This window comes from Caulobacter vibrioides (genome assembly GCF_002310375.3).
GTDB classification, from domain to species: Bacteria; Pseudomonadota; Alphaproteobacteria; order Caulobacterales; family Caulobacteraceae; genus Caulobacter; species Caulobacter vibrioides_D.
On sequence record NZ_CP023315.3, the window covers coordinates 1,590,793 to 1,605,691 of the forward strand.

Genomic DNA, 14,899 nt, shown 5'->3' on the forward strand with positions numbered 1-14,899 from the left:
ATGGACCCAATCAGCAAGCGAACGCTCCTTGGCGCTGGCCTGGCGACCGGTATGGCCGGACTGCCTTCGGGCGCCTCCGCCGCCGAACCCGGGCGCAAGCTGGGCTATGCGATCCTGGGCCTTGGCTATTACGCCACGCGGATCATCATGCCGCGCTTCGCCGAGTGCGAGCACTCGCGCCTAGCGGCCCTGGTCAGCGGCGCGCCCGAAAAGCTGAAGACCTATGGCGAGCAGTACGGGATCCCCGAGACCCACCGCTACAGCTACGAGACCTTCGACCGGATCATCGACAATCCGGATGTCGACATCGTCTACGTGATCACGCCCAACAGTCTGCACCGCCCCTTCACCGAGCGGGCCGCCAAGGCCGGCAAGCACGTGATGTGCGAGAAGCCGATGGCGAACACAGCCGCCGACTGCGAGGCGATGATCGCCGCCTGCAAGAAGGCCGGTCGCAAGCTGATGATCGGCTATCGCAGCCGCTTCCAGGCCCACAACATCGAGGCCATCAAGCTGGTGCGTGACGGCGCGCTGGGACCGGTGCGCACGGTGGTCACCGATCACGGCTTCACGATCGGCGACCCCAAGCAATGGCGCCTGAACGGGGCGCTGGCGGGCGGTGGCAGCCTGATGGACATCGGCATCTACAGCCTGAACGCCGCCCGCTACCTGACCGGCGAAGAGCCGGTGGCCGTCAACGCCATGGAGTCCACCGATAGGGCCGACCCGCGCTTCCGCGAGGTCGAGGACATCATCAACTTCCAGCTCCTCTTCCCGTCGGGCGCCACGGCCAACTGCGTGTCGGCCTACAGCGCCAACTGCAACCGCTATCGGGTCAGCGGGCCCAAGGGCTGGGTCGAGATCGATCCGGCGACCAGCTATCAGGGCCAGGCCATGCGGGCGCAGCTGGGCGGTCCGCCCGCGTCGCGTGAGCCGGCGCCCCAGCCCAAGAACCAGTTCTCGGCCCAGCTGGATCACCTGTCCGAGTGCATCCTGACCGGCCGCGAGCCGATCGTCGGCGGCGATGAGGGTCTGAAGGACCTTCGCGTGATCGAAGCGATCTATCGCGCCGCGCGCGAAGGCCGGACGGTGACGCTGTGAGGGCGCTGGTTCTGATCGCCGCGCTGCTGGCTCCGTCGGCGGCGCTGGCGCAGCAGCAGATCCCGCTGTGGCCCAAGGGCGCGCCGGGTTTCGAGAGTCGGAAGGCGATCCCGGAACAGGCGGCCGACTACTGGGCCAAGAGCATCAACAACCCGTCCATCACCGCCTATCTGCCGCCCAAGGCGCTCGCCACCGGCGCCGCCGTGATCGTGCTGCCGGGCGGTGGGCATCGAATGCTGGTCATCCATCCCGAGGGCACGGACGTGGCCAAGGTGATGAATCCCAAGGGCGTGGCGGTCTTTGTCCTGAAGTATCGACTCTTCCGGGAAGAGGGCTCGCCCTACACGATCGATCACGCCCGCCAGGACGCTGTCCGCGCCGTGCGCCATGTCCGCGCGCACGCGGCCGAGTTCGGCGTCGATCCCAAGCGCATCGGCCTGATGGGGTTCTCGGGCGGCGGTGAGGTCGTGAATCTCGCGGTTTATGAGGGGGCGGCCAAGGATCCCAAGGTCGACGCCGTCGATGAGGTCAGCGGTCGTCCCGACTTTCAGGTGCTGATCTATCCTGGCCCTCTGGGGCTGCCCGAGACGATCCCCGCCAATACGCCGCCCGCCTTCATCCTGGCGGCGGACGACGACGAATGCTGCTCCGCGCCACCGGTGGAATTGCTGGCCAAGTTCCGGGCCGCCAAGGTTCCGGTGGAGTTCCACCTGTTCCAGTCGGGCGGTCACGCCTTCAACATGGGGTTCCGAACCGACAAGGCCGCAATCAAGGCCTGGCCGGATCGGCTGCGCGACTGGCTGGCCGACAATGGTTGGCTGAAGGGGCCAGGCCCGTCTAGCTGACCAGCGCCGCCTCGGTGGCGCGGACCAGGCCGTCGATCACGCCGGGCTCAGTCGAGGCGTGGCCGGCGTCCCAGACGATCTCGAACCGGGCCTCGGGCCAGGCCTTGTGCAGTCGCCAGGCGCTGTCGAGCGGCGTGACGACATCGAACCGTCCTTGCACGATCCAGCCGGGTATCCCGCGGATCCGATCGATGTTCTTGAGGATCCAGTCGTCCTCGTCGAAGAAGCCCTTGTTGGTGAAGAAGTGGCTTTCGATCCGCGCGAACGCGATCGCGAAGTCTTCCTCGTTGAACTTGGGCGGGCGCGCTTCGGGTCCGCGCAGCGAGATGGTGTCGCCCTCCCACTGGCTCCAGGCGGCGGCGGCCTCGAGCTGGACGCGGCGATCCGGGGCGACTAGGCGCCGGTGATAGGCGGACATCAGGTCGCCGCGCTCATCCTCGGGGATGGGGGCCAGGAACCGCTCCCAGGCGTCGGGAAACAGCATCGAGGCGCCGTCCTGATAGAACCAGCGCAGCTCCTTCTCCGTCAGCAGGAAGATGCCGCGCAGCACGAGGCCCTCGACCCGTTCGGGGTGCTTGATCGCGTAGGCCAGGGCGAGCGTCGAGCCCCATGATCCGCCGAACACGGTCCATTTCTCGACGCCCAGGTGCTTTCGCAGGCGCTCGATGTCCTCGATCAGGCTCCAGGTGGTGTTGTCGTCCAGGCTGGCGTTCGGCCGGGAGCGACCGCAACCGCGCTGGTCGAACAGGGCCATGCGCCATTTGGCCGGATCGAAGAAACGCCGCATGGTCGGATTGACCGCGCCGCCAGGGCCGCCGTGCAGGATCACGCACGGCTTGCCGCGCGGATTGCCGCATTCCTCGTAATAGATCTCATGCGGGCCGTTGGTGGGCATCCAGCCGAACGAAAACGGTTCAACCTCGCGGAAGAGGCTGCGGCGACCAACGGAACTCATGGCGGCTGCGGAGGCATAACGATCCATGGCCTCAGCCTAGCGCGTTCCGCGCGGCGTTGTGAACGGCGGATCGCTCTGGGTTCATGCGTTTCGTCGGCTTCTGTATGATGCGCGCATGACTCAGATCGCGCCCGAAGATTATTCAGACGAAGAGCTGCTGGCGATGCTGAAGCCGGTCCAGCTGGCCGAACTGGACCGCCAGATCGGCGAGATGTTCAGCGCCGAAGGTGTGGACCGCATCGAGGCCCTGTTCGCCATGGCCAACGTCTATTCGATGCGCGCGGCCGAGCGGGACGAGACCTCGGCCCTGGCCATGCTGCAGCTGGCCGCCGCCATGCGCCGCCGCGCTCAGGCGATGGCCGACGCCCGCAGCTGATCTACAGGGGGAAGCGGCGGTCCAGCCAGTCCAGGATCGCGACGTTCACCTCGGCGGGCTTTTCCTGCTGCGTCCAGTGGCCGCTGCCCTCGATCAGGACCTTCTCAAGGTCGCTGATCTGGTCGCCCATGCGGTCGGCCATGGCGGGTGGCAGCACGACGTCCAGCTCCGCCATGATCATCAGGCAGGGAATGCCGTCGATGCGACGCGGCAGATGCTCCGAACGCTCCCAGTTGCGGGTGAAGTTGCGGTACCAGTTGATGCCGCCGGTGAAGCCGGTGCGCTGGAACGCCTGAACGAAGAAGGCCAGCTCATCCGGCGTCAGGAACTGGTTGTCGTCGGTGGAGGGCTCGTAGTGGGCGAGGGCAGTCTGCAAGGCCAGGCTCCGGCGCTCGGCCGGCTGGGCCAGGAAGTCCTCCTGCGTGCCCTTGGGCTTGCGCATGAAGTAGCGGATGGTCTTCTCGACATCCGCGCCCAGTTCCGCATCGGCGACGCCCGGCTGCTGGAAATGGACGATGTACATGTCGTCGCCATAGGCGTTGCGGTACATCTGGATCGGATCCAGCGGCAGGCGCGGGAAGAAGGGCGTGTTCAGCCCGATGATCCCGGCGACCCGGCCAGGATGCATCAACGGCAGTTGCCACACGACGATGCCGCCCCAGTCGTGACCGACGAAGATCGCCTTCTCCACGCCCAGATGGTCGAGCAGGCCGACGAGGTCGCCGGTCAGATGCTCCATGTCATAGGCCTCGACGGCCTCAGGACCCGGGGTCAGGCCATAGCCGCGCTGGTCTGGCGCGATCACCCACCGACCGGCGGCGGCGAGGGCGGCGATCTGATGGCGCCACGAGAACGCCAGCTCCGGGAAGCCATGGCAGAAGACGACCGGAACGCCCTGGCGCGGACCGGCCTCGTAATAGGCCATGCGGACGCCGTTCACCTCGGCGTACTGCGCGGCCGGGAGGGAAGGGGCCTTTGAAGGGGTGTCCGTCATGAGCGCTCGTTCTCCCGCCGTTATTATGTGATTGGCGATAAGCTGCGGCGTACGCGCCAACCCGGCAAGCGTCATTTCAGGTTTCCGTAGGGGCGAACGCGCGTAAAAGGGCGCGCATGAACGACGCCAGCCCGCCGCCCGCCCACGTTCCGTGGCGCCTTGTCCTGCTTCTGGGCGCGCTGACGGCCTTCGCGCCGATGTCGATCGACATGTATCTGTCGAGCCTGCCCTCGATCGGTCGCACGCTGAACGCCGCGCCGGACCAGACCCAGGCGACCCTGGCGGCCTTCTTCGCGGGCATGGCTATCGGCCAGGTGTTCTATGGGCCGGCGTCGGACCGCTTCGGGCGTCGCCCGCCGCTGCTGGTCGGCATCGGGTTGTTCATCGCCGCCTCGATCGTCTGCGCCGTCGCGCCGAACATCGAGACCCTGATCGCCGCGCGCTTCGCCCAGGCGCTGGGCGGCTGCGCGGGTCCGGTCATCGCCCGGGCGGTGGTGCGTGACCGCTTCAGCCATACCGACACCGCCCGCGTCCTGTCGCTGATGACCCTGATCATGGGCCTTGCGCCGGTGCTGGCGCCACAGCTGGGCGGGGTCGTCCAGTTCGTGGCGGGTTGGCGCGGGGTGTTCTGGAGCCTTGTGCTGTTCGGCGTGCTGATCGCCGCCTGGGTGGTGCTGAGCCTGACCGAATCCCGCTCGGCGGCGACCGAGGCGCAGGCCCGCAGCGAAAACCCGCTGAAGGCCTATGTCGCGCTGTTCGGGATGCGCCGGCTGATGGGCTATGCGCTGGCGGGCGCCCTGAACGGGGCGGTGTTGTTCACCTACATCTCGGGCGCGCCGGATCTGGTGATGGGGACCTATGGCCACAGCCCGCTGGTGTTCAATCTGGTCTTCGCCTTCAACGCCGTCGGCATCATCGGCGCCAGCCAGATCAATCGCTTCCTGCTGCGCCGCTCAACGCCGGACCAGGTGCTGGCGCGCGCCAGTGTCGCCTCCATTATCGCCGCGCTCCTGCTGACCCTGGCGGCCTGGACGGGCTTCGGCGGGCAATGGACCGTGCTGCCGCTGCTGTTCGCGGCGCTCTCGCTCTACGGACTGATGGGGGGCAACACCATGGCCGGAGCGCTCAGCGTCGATCCGCAGCGTGCGGGCTCGATCTCTGCGCTGATGGGCTCGGCGTCGTTCGGGGCCGGGGCCGTGGCGTCCTGGGCGGGGGCTGCGCTGCACGACGGTACGCCCCGTCCGGTGGCCGGTGTCATGTTCGCCTGCCTGGTCGGATCGGCCCTGGCGATCTTCCTGCTGGCCCTGCCGGGCGCGAAGAAGATTCAGGCCTGAGGCTGGTTGAAGCCGCGCCAGGCCATCAGCGCCCAGCCGGCCATGAACGACAGCCCGCCCAGCGGCGTGATCATGCCTAGAGCTCGCGGTGCGCCCAGCGCCATGGCGTAGAGCGAGCCTGAGAACAGCAGGATGCCGACGAAGAACAACGCCGCCACCAGTCCCATGCTCTTGGCGCCGGCCTTGTGCAGCGTGAAGGCTGCGAAGACGGCCAGGGCGTGGATCATCTGGTACTGCGCGCCGGTCTTCAGCCACTCGACGGCCTTCCAGCCGTCAATCCCGTGCGCGGCGAAGGCGCCGAACGCTACGGCCAGCAGGCCGTTGGCGGCCGCGAGGCCCGTCCAGGTCCGAGGTGTCCACCCTTCCATCGCCTTTACGCTCCGTCACCGTTGCAATCGTTCGCCGCGACCTTAACGTCGTTCACCTGCTCGTAAAGCCGGCCCGTCAGAGCGTCGGTGCGAACAGGGGAGGGACGGCATGGCGCTCACCTGGGGCGACGACTATCCGATCCATCAGACGCCCGAGCCCGTAGCCTACGCCGGCACGGATCGGAACTTCTATGATCGCTACTTTTTCAACGGCTACGCGCCCGAGGGGGAAGGCGGCGATCTGTTCTTCGCCGCCGCGTTCGGCGTCTATCCGCACCTGAACATCGCCGACGCCTCCTTCTGCGTGATGCGGGACGGCAAGCAGGTCAATCTCCACGCCAGCCGCTGGCTAGGCATGGAGCGGATGGACCTGAGGGTCGGTCCGATCGCGATCGAGGTGCTGCAACCCCTGCAACGCCTGAAGCTGGTGGTGCAGGCCCCCGAGCAGGGCGTGACGGCCGAGATCGTCTTCGAGGGCCGCGCCTTCCCGATCGAGGAACCGCGGTTCATCCGTCGCAACGGTCCCCGCGCCTTCATGGACTACACGCGCCTGACCCAGAACGGTCGCTACAGCGGCTGGATCGAGGTGGATGGCGTCCGCACCGCCGTCGACGGCTTTGTCGGCACCCGCGACCGCTCGTGGGGCGTGCGGCCGATCGGCGCGCGGGACCCGCAGGAGCCGGTTCCGCCTGTGCCGCCGCAGTTCTTCTGGCTGTGGAGCCCGTGCAATTTCGCGGACGGCAGCTTCTTCTTCCACACCAATGACGACGATCTGGGCCGGCCCTGGAACCGGCGTGCGGTCTGGCTGGAGGATGGCGGCCACGAGGAGGCGTTCGGTGGCTTTGCGCAGTCGTCGTGCGCTATCCGCTGGAAGAGCGCCACGCGCCACGCCGCGTCCGCGACGCTCGACCTGGGCGAGGGCGGTTCAGTGTCCATCGCGCCGCAGACCGAGTTCTTCATGCTGGGCCTAGGCTACACCCATCCGACCTGGGGGCACGGCCATAACCAGGGCGAGCTGAAGGTCGAGCGGGAAGACTTCGTGCTGGCTAACATCGACCGTCGCCTGCCGCACCACCTGCATGTGCAGGCGCTGAGCCGCGTGACCTTTGTCGACGGCCAGGGCCGGTCTCGGGTCGGCCGGGGCGTCTTCGAGCAGCTGGTGATCGGACCGCACGCGCCGTCCGGTTTCGCCTCGATCCTGGATCTGGCCCCATGAGCCTGACCGAGCGCCTCGAGGCCTATCTGTCGCGCATCTGGTCGACGCCCGTGGCGGTGTCGGACCTCTCGCGCATTCCCGGCGGCGCCAGTCGCGAGACCTATCGCTTCTCCGCCGTGGCGGATGGCCAGACGCGCCCGCTGATCCTGCGTCGCGACCCGCCGGGCAGCCTGATCGAAACCGATCGAAACCTTGAGTATCTTGCCTTTGCGTCCTTCCACGAGTGTCTGCCCGTCCCGCGTCCCGTCGCCATGGAGGCCGAGGGCGCCGAGCTGGAACGGCCGTTCTTCATCATGGAGCGGGTCGAGGGCGGCGCCGCCGCCTCGCCCTTCACGGTCGTTCCTTATGGCGAGCACGCCCGGGCGATCGGCGAGCAGTTCTTCCGGATCCTCGGGACCATCGCCGCGGCCGATCCGGCGACCTTGCCGCTGGCCAAGGTCGCCGAACGTCCTGCGCCCGAGGATTGCTGGCGGATCGCGCTCGACCACTGGACCAAGGTCATCGAGGACGACCAGCAGCATCCGCAACCCATCGTCTGGGCGGCCATCCGCGCGCTGCGTCGCCGCCCGCCGCCGCCGGCCCAGGCGGTGCGCGTGGTTCACGGCGACTATCGCACAGGCAACTTCCTGCACGACGGCGCAGGCAAGATCCTGGCGATCCTGGATTGGGAGATGGTCCACCTGGGCGACCCGCTGGAGGACCTGGGCTGGGCCATGGACCCGCTGTGGGGCCACTTCGAGGCCGACAAGGTGGGCGGGATGCTGCGGCGTGACGAGGCCCTGGCCCTGTGGCGGGAGGTCAGCGGTCTGGAGGTCGACGAGACGGCCCTGGCCTGGTGGTCACTGTTCAACGCCGTGAAGGGCCAGGCGATCTGGACCTCGGCGGCCAAGGAATACCGAGACGGCGGGTTCAAGGATCCGGTGCTGGCCATTTCGGGCTGGTACACCGCGCGCCGCCACGACCAGATCCTGGCTGAGGCGCTGCTGCGCATGGAGGGGCTGTCATGACGCCGAGCGTGTCCGATATCCTGGTCGGCAACTTCCTGTGCATGGCTGAGCCGGGACCGCCCGAACAGCAGGGCGAGTTCATGGCCGGCAAGGTCGGCGTGGTGGCGCTGTTGTCGCTGCTGGCCGCCCAGGAGGCCGAGCGGGGCGCGGCGGCCCGTGTCACCGAGAACGCGGCGATCCGCGAGGTGCTAGCCGAGGCCGCCGCCGACTACGGTCTGGAGCGGAACTGGCCGACCGATCCCGCCGAGCTCACGATCGGCGGTCTTGATCGCGTGAACGCGGCCCTACGCCTCGCGTTGATCGGCCTGCATGAGGCGGTTGAGGTGCGCGGCGATGAGGCCCGCCATGCCCGGATCCTGCGACTCTACGCGCAGATGGCCGAACTTCGACGCCTCGACCTGCCGCCGCTTCCGGGACGCTAGAGCCCTTTGGCTTTAGATGGGATCATCTAAAGCCGACAGGCGCTCAAGCCCCGTCAGCGGTGCTTGTTGTGCTGGGCGACTTCGTCCGGCGTGATGTCGATCAGGTCCGGGACGGCCGCGTTGTAGGCGGGCGTATGGTTCAGATCCATCACCACGCTGCGGTGGCCCGTCCAGACCATGTGCACAGCCACATAAAGCACGATGGCCAGGCCGACGAAGCCGATCCAGCGGTGCTTGTGCAGCAGGTTGGCGATGGCCGTGGCGGCAACGCCCATCAGGATGATCGACAGCAGCAGGCCGAAAATCAGGATGCTCGGATGCTCGGATGCTCGCGGGCCGCGCCGGCGACGGCCAGGACGTTGTCCAGCGACATCGAGACGTCGGCGATCAGCACCTGCAGGAACGCGGCCTTGAAGGTCTTGTTCGGACGCGCGCGCGGCTCGGTGCTGGGATCATCGTCGATCATGGCCATGGCGTCGGCCTCGTCGTGCGTGCTCTGCTCACGCAGCTCGCGCCACATCTTCCAGCAGACCCACAGCAGCAGGAAACCGCCCGCCAGCAGGAGCCCCACGACGCCGAGCAGCCAAGTGGTGATCAGGGCGAAGGTGATCCGCAGCACGACCGCCGCGCCCAGGCCATAGAGAATGACCTTCTTGCGCTCCTTGGCGGGCAAGCCGCCGGCCGCCAGGCCCACGGCCACGGCGTTGTCGCCGGCCAGGACGAGGTCGATCATCAGGACTTGAAGCAGGGCGGTCAGCGGGCCTTGGAAGGCGCCGAACTGGGCGATCAGGGCGTCGAACATGGCCTCTCAATGCTGCGACGCGCCGGACGATGCAAGGCGCAAACGCCTTTTCACGACCGATCGGAATAGAAAGAGCCCCAGATCCTGGGCTCTGGGGCTCTGGGGTCTCAACCTGCGCTCGGCCTAGTGGTGAGCGTGCTCAAGTTCCTTTTTGGGCGCGTCGTGGTGACCGTGGCCATGGTCTTCGTGATGGCCGTGGTCATCGTGCCCGTGGCCGCCGTGACCATGAGCGTCGTGCCCATGATCGTCATGGCCGTGTCCATGGTCATCATGGCCGTGGCCGTGAGCATCGCCATGGCCATGACCATGATCTTCGGCATGGCTGGCCGGGGTCACATGGGCGGTGTGCTCAGCGTGGGCGTGATGGGCGCCATGGTCGTGGCCATGGGCGTGATCGTCATGGCCATGCGCATGATCATCGTGACCATGCCCATGATCGTCATGGGCGCCGTGGCCATGCTCGTCGTGGCCATGGGCGTGGTCATCGTGCCCGTGAGCAGCCTCGCGACCATGATGGTCGTCGTGGCTCGCGTTGGTCGCAGCCACCATTGGGTTCACGTACGAAACGTGCTCAGCCGGGGCGTGCGGTTCAGGGTGGGCGTGGGCGTGAAGATCCGCGCCGTGCCCGTGATCGTCATGACCGTGGGCGTCATGGCCATGATCATCGTGGCCATGGCCGTGGTCGTCATGGCCGTGGTGGTCGTCATGGCCATGCCCGTGGTCGTGGTGATCGTCATGGTGCGCCACGGCCGAAGCCGCGACCGCGCCGGCCGCCGCGCCGCCAGCTGCGGCGAGGAACGGATTGACGTGCGATACGTGCGTGCTGGCCGCAGGCGTGTCGAACTCCATCTCGTTGCGGCCATAGTCCGTCAGCGTGCGGTATTTCCGCTGGCTCTCGGCCTTGCGGCGCGAGGATGCGACGCTGCGCGAAACACCCACCAGGATGATCAGCGCCAGCAGCACCAGAGCCGCGCCCAGCAGGGTCTTGATCGGCGTCGGGCCAAGGCCGGGCAGGGAGATCGAGCCGTTCAGCGCGCCCAGATCCAGCTTGTCCATGCCCTTCTTGGCGGTTTCCGGCAGCGCGGCGACGCGCTTGCTGATCTCGCCCAGCGAGAAGCCTTGCGGCTCCTTGGCGCCGGTCATCTCGACGCCGAACTCCGACTTCAGTTCGCCCTTGGCTTCCGGACCCGGCTGCACCTGCCAGGCGAAGGTGGTCGGCTCGCCCGGCTTGACGACGGCGGTCTGACGACCGTTCGGGGTGATTTCATAGCCCTCGCCCTGCAGTTCGGCGTAGGCGCTGGTCTTCTTGGCGGCCTTGGTCAAGCCGAGCTTGGCGGCTTCCTTCTGGATCATCTCGCCCAGGGTGGCGGGCAGCGAGAGGGTCACCTGGCCGGGCTGGCCCTTGCCCAGGCTTTCTCCCGTCGCCAGCACGGCGCCGTTGGTGGCGGCCGGGGCGACGGCGGCCTGCAGCTGCTCGAGCTTGGTCGCCGGCTTGGCCGCCGCAGGCGCGGTGGCGGCGACGACGGGCGGCTTCGCCAGCGGCGCGGTCGGCAGGGCCGGTTGCGCAGCCTTCACGGGCGCCGGAGCCGGCGCGACCGTCTTCGGCGTCACGGGCTTCACGACGGCCACGGTCGCAGGCTTGGCGACAGGCTTCGCCGGCGCGGCCGCGCCGTGCGTCTGCATCGTCGCATGAACGCGGCGCGGCGGAGCCGACGCGGCGTGGCTCGAGCCCTTGGGGTTGGCGATGGGGCGCATGGCCGTGACCAGCGTGCCGTCCGGACGGCGCCAGGTCTTCAGATGCGCGTTGTGGCTTGGCGGCGGCGGGGGCGGGGGACGCACGGCGTCCGCACGGGCTTGCGCCTGGGCTTGCGTGGACGCGCTGGCGGTCGGCCCGCCAAGCAGGCCGTCCTGGGCTTGGCCGGCGCTGGGCGGCGGCGGCGCGCCCATCAGCTCCGGCGGCGTCGACGCATTCTGCTGCGGGCTTGGCGGCGGCGCCGAGGCGACAGGATCGCCAGCACTACAGCCCGCGAGCGCGAGAACGCCAACCGCGGCGGTCGCCAAGGCGGCATGGCGTACATTACGTCCAAACATCGGGTCCCCCGATCCCATGTCAGATTCCTCCGCGGAGCAGCGCTCGCGGACCACTGTTCGCAAGAAGAGCACGAGCTTGCGACGAAATCAAAACGGTTAAGAGAGATTCACGAAACGATTTCGTCCACCGCGCGAACTTTCGAGGCTTCATAAAGTGCGATCGCCGCGGCGGCCGAGACATTCAGGCTCTCAAAACCGCCGGGCATAGGGATTTTGCCCAGGGCGTCGCAGTGCTCGGCGACGAGGCGGCGCACCCCTTCGCCTTCCGAGCCCAGCACCAGCACCGTCGGCTGCGCGTCCAGCACCGCTTCCAGGCTTTCCTCGGCTTCGCCGGCCAAGGCGACCGCGCGCCAGCCCATGTCGGCCAGCTCCTCCAGCGCCCGTGATAGATTGACCACGCGCGCGTAGGGCGCCTTGTCGACAGCGCCGACGGCGGTCTTGGCCAGCACGCCGGAGAGGGCGGGGGCGTGGCGGTCTTGCAGGATCACCCCCTTGGCCCCGAAGGCGGCCGCCGAGCGGAAGATCGCGCCGATGTTCTGCGGATCGGTGATCTGGTCGAGCATGACCAGAAAGCCCTTCGCCGGCGCGCCGATCTCGGCGATCGTCAGCGCCTCGGGTTCGTCGATCTTCAGCGCCAGCCCCTGGTGCACCGCGCCGGCCGGCAACTGCTTGGCGATCTCCTGGCCTTCCATCACCTGGAGGCACGTCAGTTTCTGAAGATGCGGCGCGAGTCGCTTGGCGCGGTCAGGCGTCGCCAGAAGGCGCTTGGGAGCGGGGCGGCGAGGGTTGTCGAGCGCCGCTTCGACGGCGTGAGTCCCCCAAATCCAGTCCTTAGCGTCGCCTTGACCTCTGGAAAATTCGTTTTTTTTCCGTGGCTTGGAACGAAAATCGCGTCCTTGTGCAGAAGGACGTTTCCGGTCGTTGCGTTCGGAATGAGAGGACACTATAAGACGCGCTCCGATTTGGGGCCCCAAGGGTTTCTTAGCCGGCCGGCGCTGCTCTTAGCATCGTCCGTCACCGTCCAAAGAAGCTTTTGTTCCAGTTCGAAGTTCAACGGCTTGCCGTTGGTCATTGAACCGGATAAAGGCCGCCGGCTTCGGAACTCCGTCGCGTGCTTGGGGGAATGTCCCGAGTGGCAAAGGGGGGGGACTGTAAATCCCCTGGCGTCAGCCTTCGCAGGTTCGAGTCCTGCTTCCCCCACCATGCACGCGACGAGTTCCGGCGGCAGGCGCTGTCTGAAAGGCAACGGGCGTCCCAGAGCCAGAGACCGGGAGCCGATCGCGACCCCGCTAGCCCCACTTGGGCGATTGGGCGGGTATAGCACAATGGTAGTGCAGCAGCCTTCCAAGCTGAGGATGCGGGTTCGATTCCCGCTACCCGCTCCAGCTCCCAACGAGTTAATTCCCAACAACCAGCCGCCGGCGCGAAGGTACAGAGACGATGGCCAAGGAAAAGTTCGAACGCACTAAGCCGCACTGCAACATCGGCACCATCGGTCACGTTGACCATGGCAAGACGACGCTCACGGCGGCGATCACGATCACGCTGGCGAAGTCGGGCGGCGCGACCGCCAAGAACTACGCTGACATTGACGCTGCGCCGGAAGAAAAGGCCCGCGGCATCACGATCAACACCGCGCACGTCGAGTACGAGACGGCCAACCGTCACTACGCGCACGTCGACTGCCCCGGCCACGCCGACTACGTGAAGAACATGATCACGGGCGCGGCCCAGATGGACGGCGCGATCCTGGTGGTTTCGGCCGCTGACGGCCCGATGCCGCAGACCCGCGAGCACATCCTGCTGGCCCGTCAGGTCGGCGTGCCGGCTCTGGTCGTGTTCATGAACAAGGTCGACATGGTCGACGACGAAGAGCTGCTGGAGCTCGTCGAAATGGAAGTGCGCGAGCTGCTGAGCAGCTACCAGTTCCCGGGCGACGACATTCCGATCACCAAGGGTTCGGCCCTGGCCGCCGTGGAAGGCCGCGACGCCAAGATCGGCGAAGAAGCGATCCTGGCGCTGATGGCTTCGGTCGACGCCTACATCCCGCAGCCGGAACGCCCCGTTGACCTGCCGTTCCTGATGCCGGTCGAAGACGTGTTCTCGATCTCGGGCCGCGGCACCGTGGTCACGGGCCGTATCGAAAAGGGCATCGTGAAGGTCGGCGAAGAAGTCGAAATCGTCGGCATCCGTCCGGTCCAAAAGACGACCTGCACGGGCGTCGAAATGTTCCGCAAGCTGCTGGACCAAGGTCAAGCCGGCGACAACGTGGGCGTGCTGCTGCGCGGCACCAAGCGTGAAGACGTCGAGCGCGGCCAAGTGCTGTGCAAGCCGGGTTCGATCACGCCGCACACCAAGTTCGTGGCCGAAGCCTACATCCTGAACAAGGAAGAAGGCGGCCGTCACACCCCGTTCTTCACCAACTACCGTCCGCAGTTCTACTTCCGCACGACCGATGTCACCGGCATCATCAAGCTGAAGGAAGGCGTGGAAATGATCATGCCGGGCGACAACGCCGAGCTGGACGTCGAGCTGATCACCCCGATCGCCATGGACCAAGGCCTGCGCTTCGCCATCCGTGAAGGCGGCCGCACCGTCGGCGCCGGCGTCGTCGCCAAGATCGTCGAGTAATCTCGAACGCTCTTAGCCTCGGCTAGAAATGCGAAGGCCCCGGAGAGCAATCTCCGGGGCCTTTTGCTTTTCAGCGAAATGCTGAAGGGTGGGTCATGGCGATGATCTCCGATCCCGACGATTTCTTCACCAAGGGCTGCGGACGGTGCGCGCGGTTTGATACGCCCGATTGCTCGACCCGGCCCTGGATCGACGGCCTGAACGCGCTGCGCCGGATCTGCCTGAACATGGGTCTGGAGGAGACGGCCAAGTGGGCCCACCCTTGTTATATGCACGCGGGCCGAAACATCGCGCTGCTAGGCGCGTTTCGGAGCGACTTTCTGATCAGCTTTCTGAACGCGGGTCTGCTCGTCGATATCGAGGGCGTGCTGAAGACTCCGGGTCCCAATAGTCAGACCCCCAGCGTCATTCGCTTCACCACGGTCGCAGAGGTCGAAGCGCTTGAACCCACAATCCGCGCCTACCTGCGTAAACTGATGGATCACGCCGTGGCGGGAACCCAGCCGCCGAAGGTGGTGCGCGAGATCGATATGCCTGACGAGCTGACTGAGGCGCTCGATGCGGACCCTGTCCTGGCCGAGGCGTTCCATGCGCTGACGCCCGGACGCCAGCGGAGCTATCTGTTCGCCTTGAACCAGGCCAAGCAGTCAGCGACGCGGGTGGCCCGGATCGAGAAGTTTCGCGACAAGATCATCGCGGGCAAGGGCGCGTTGGAGCGCTAGGTTCAAAGTCTCTGGCGACAGCGGCGCCGCCGATC

14 protein-coding genes, 2 tRNA genes and 1 pseudogene are annotated in these 14,899 nt (G+C 67.0%); 11 read left to right on the forward strand and 6 right to left on the reverse strand.

The features are described from left to right. Both CA606_RS07560 and CA606_RS07565 read left to right on the forward strand, forming a co-directional pair. Positions 1 to 1,101 (forward strand): Gfo/Idh/MocA family protein, encoded by a 1,101-nt coding sequence (locus CA606_RS07560; protein ID WP_096051682.1) that lies wholly within the window; start codon positions 1 to 3, stop codon positions 1,099 to 1,101. Further along, on the forward strand, positions 1,098 to 1,946 hold the full coding sequence (locus tag CA606_RS07565; RefSeq protein WP_096051681.1) for an alpha/beta hydrolase: 849 nt from the start codon (positions 1,098 to 1,100) through the stop codon (positions 1,944 to 1,946). The genes CA606_RS07560 and CA606_RS07565 overlap by 4 nt, the downstream gene beginning before the upstream one ends. Here CA606_RS07565 and pip read toward each other — a convergent pair. Next, entirely contained in the window at positions 1,939 to 2,928 is a 990-nt protein-coding gene (pip, locus tag CA606_RS07570; protein WP_096051680.1) for a prolyl aminopeptidase, read from the reverse strand. The genes CA606_RS07565 and pip overlap by 8 nt on opposite strands. Before the next feature lie 88 nt (positions 2,929 to 3,016). On the opposite strand from pip, the gene CA606_RS07575 reads away from it, so the two are divergent. Then, complete coding sequence (locus tag CA606_RS07575) at positions 3,017 to 3,277, forward strand: low temperature requirement protein A (RefSeq protein ID WP_096051679.1); 261 nt, start codon at positions 3,017 to 3,019, stop codon at positions 3,275 to 3,277. Position 3,278: 1 nt separating this feature from the next. On the opposite strand, the gene CA606_RS07580 is transcribed toward CA606_RS07575, so the two are convergent. Beyond that, positions 3,279 to 4,271 (reverse strand): alpha/beta fold hydrolase, encoded by a 993-nt coding sequence (locus CA606_RS07580; protein ID WP_096051678.1) that lies wholly within the window; start codon positions 4,269 to 4,271, stop codon positions 3,279 to 3,281. Between the two features lie 116 nt (positions 4,272 to 4,387). Between CA606_RS07580 and CA606_RS07585 the strand changes: the two genes are divergently transcribed. After that, entirely contained in the window at positions 4,388 to 5,605 is a 1,218-nt protein-coding gene (locus tag CA606_RS07585) for a multidrug effflux MFS transporter (protein ID WP_096051677.1), read from the forward strand. On the opposite strand, the gene CA606_RS07590 is transcribed toward CA606_RS07585, so the two are convergent. Further along, positions 5,596 to 5,973: a DUF423 domain-containing protein gene (locus tag CA606_RS07590; protein WP_096051676.1), complete on the reverse strand. Its 378-nt coding sequence runs from the start codon at positions 5,971 to 5,973 to the stop codon at positions 5,596 to 5,598. The two genes, CA606_RS07585 and CA606_RS07590, sit on opposite strands and share 10 nt — an antisense overlap. Positions 5,974 to 6,082: 109 nt before the next feature. Between CA606_RS07590 and CA606_RS07595 the strand changes: the two genes are divergently transcribed. Genes CA606_RS07595 through CA606_RS07605 form a run of 3 tightly spaced genes read left to right on the forward strand, consistent with a single transcriptional unit; the run spans position 6,083 to position 8,618 of the window. Continuing rightward, positions 6,083 to 7,189 (forward strand): hypothetical protein, encoded by a 1,107-nt coding sequence (locus tag CA606_RS07595; RefSeq protein WP_096051675.1) that lies wholly within the window; start codon positions 6,083 to 6,085, stop codon positions 7,187 to 7,189. After that, positions 7,186 to 8,196, forward strand: a complete 1,011-nt coding sequence (locus CA606_RS07600) for a phosphotransferase family protein (protein ID WP_096051674.1) — start codon at positions 7,186 to 7,188, stop codon at positions 8,194 to 8,196. Before CA606_RS07595 ends, CA606_RS07600 begins: the two co-directional genes overlap by 4 nt. Beyond that, on the forward strand, positions 8,193 to 8,618 hold the full coding sequence (locus CA606_RS07605) for a hypothetical protein (RefSeq protein ID WP_096051673.1): 426 nt from the start codon (positions 8,193 to 8,195) through the stop codon (positions 8,616 to 8,618). The genes CA606_RS07600 and CA606_RS07605 overlap by 4 nt, the downstream gene beginning before the upstream one ends. 53 nt (positions 8,619 to 8,671) lie before the next feature. Here CA606_RS07605 and CA606_RS07610 read toward each other — a convergent pair. The 3 genes and pseudogenes from CA606_RS07610 to rlmB form a co-directional block, all read right to left on the reverse strand. Continuing rightward, a pseudogene (locus CA606_RS07610) lies at positions 8,672 to 9,420 on the reverse strand (TerC family protein). Between the two features lie 123 nt (positions 9,421 to 9,543). Beyond that, the gene (locus CA606_RS07615) at positions 9,544 to 11,511 is read right to left on the reverse strand and encodes a stalk-specific protein X (protein ID WP_096051672.1); all 1,968 of its coding nucleotides are present in this window, start codon (positions 11,509 to 11,511) and stop codon (positions 9,544 to 9,546) included. A 107-nt stretch (positions 11,512 to 11,618) separates the two neighbouring features. After that, positions 11,619 to 12,455: a 23S rRNA (guanosine(2251)-2'-O)-methyltransferase RlmB gene (gene rlmB, locus CA606_RS07620; RefSeq protein ID WP_096051671.1), complete on the reverse strand. Its 837-nt coding sequence runs from the start codon at positions 12,453 to 12,455 to the stop codon at positions 11,619 to 11,621. A gap of 173 nt (positions 12,456 to 12,628) precedes the next feature. Here rlmB and CA606_RS07625 point away from each other — a divergent pair. From CA606_RS07625 to CA606_RS07640, 4 genes are all read left to right on the forward strand, one after another. Next, positions 12,629 to 12,714, forward strand: a tRNA-Tyr gene (locus CA606_RS07625). Positions 12,715 to 12,822: 108 nt separating this feature from the next. Next, positions 12,823 to 12,896: transfer RNA gene (locus CA606_RS07630), tRNA-Gly, on the forward strand. A 55-nt stretch (positions 12,897 to 12,951) separates the two neighbouring features. Then, positions 12,952 to 14,142, forward strand: a complete 1,191-nt coding sequence (tuf, locus tag CA606_RS07635) for an elongation factor Tu (RefSeq protein ID WP_096051670.1) — start codon at positions 12,952 to 12,954, stop codon at positions 14,140 to 14,142. Between the two features lie 95 nt (positions 14,143 to 14,237). After that, positions 14,238 to 14,864: a YdeI/OmpD-associated family protein gene (locus CA606_RS07640; protein WP_096051669.1), complete on the forward strand. Its 627-nt coding sequence runs from the start codon at positions 14,238 to 14,240 to the stop codon at positions 14,862 to 14,864. Positions 14,865 to 14,899: the final 35 nt, after the last annotated feature.

Excerpts from the sequence above, each read along its gene's own strand:
- CA606_RS07640 (WP_096051669.1), top strand. The coding sequence starts at position 14,238 with ATGGCGATGATCTCCGATCCCGACGATTTCTTCACCAAGGGCTGCGGA.
- CA606_RS07575 (WP_096051679.1), top strand. The coding sequence starts at position 3,017 with ATGACTCAGATCGCGCCCGAAGATTATTCAGACGAAGAGCTGCTGGCG.
- tuf (WP_096051670.1), top strand. The coding sequence starts at position 12,952 with ATGGCCAAGGAAAAGTTCGAACGCACTAAGCCGCACTGCAACATCGGC.
- CA606_RS07605 (WP_096051673.1), top strand. The coding sequence starts at position 8,193 with ATGACGCCGAGCGTGTCCGATATCCTGGTCGGCAACTTCCTGTGCATG.
- CA606_RS07595 (WP_096051675.1), top strand. The coding sequence starts at position 6,083 with ATGGCGCTCACCTGGGGCGACGACTATCCGATCCATCAGACGCCCGAG.
- CA606_RS07580 (WP_096051678.1), bottom strand. The coding sequence starts at position 4,271 with ATGACGGACACCCCTTCAAAGGCCCCTTCCCTCCCGGCCGCGCAGTAC.
- CA606_RS07590 (WP_096051676.1), bottom strand. The coding sequence starts at position 5,973 with ATGGAAGGGTGGACACCTCGGACCTGGACGGGCCTCGCGGCCGCCAAC.
- CA606_RS07560 (WP_096051682.1), top strand. The coding sequence starts at position 1 with ATGGACCCAATCAGCAAGCGAACGCTCCTTGGCGCTGGCCTGGCGACC.
- CA606_RS07585 (WP_096051677.1), top strand. The coding sequence starts at position 4,388 with ATGAACGACGCCAGCCCGCCGCCCGCCCACGTTCCGTGGCGCCTTGTC.
- CA606_RS07600 (WP_096051674.1), top strand. The coding sequence starts at position 7,186 with ATGAGCCTGACCGAGCGCCTCGAGGCCTATCTGTCGCGCATCTGGTCG.
- pip (WP_096051680.1), bottom strand. The coding sequence starts at position 2,928 with ATGGATCGTTATGCCTCCGCAGCCGCCATGAGTTCCGTTGGTCGCCGC.
- CA606_RS07615 (WP_096051672.1), bottom strand. The coding sequence starts at position 11,511 with ATGTTTGGACGTAATGTACGCCATGCCGCCTTGGCGACCGCCGCGGTT.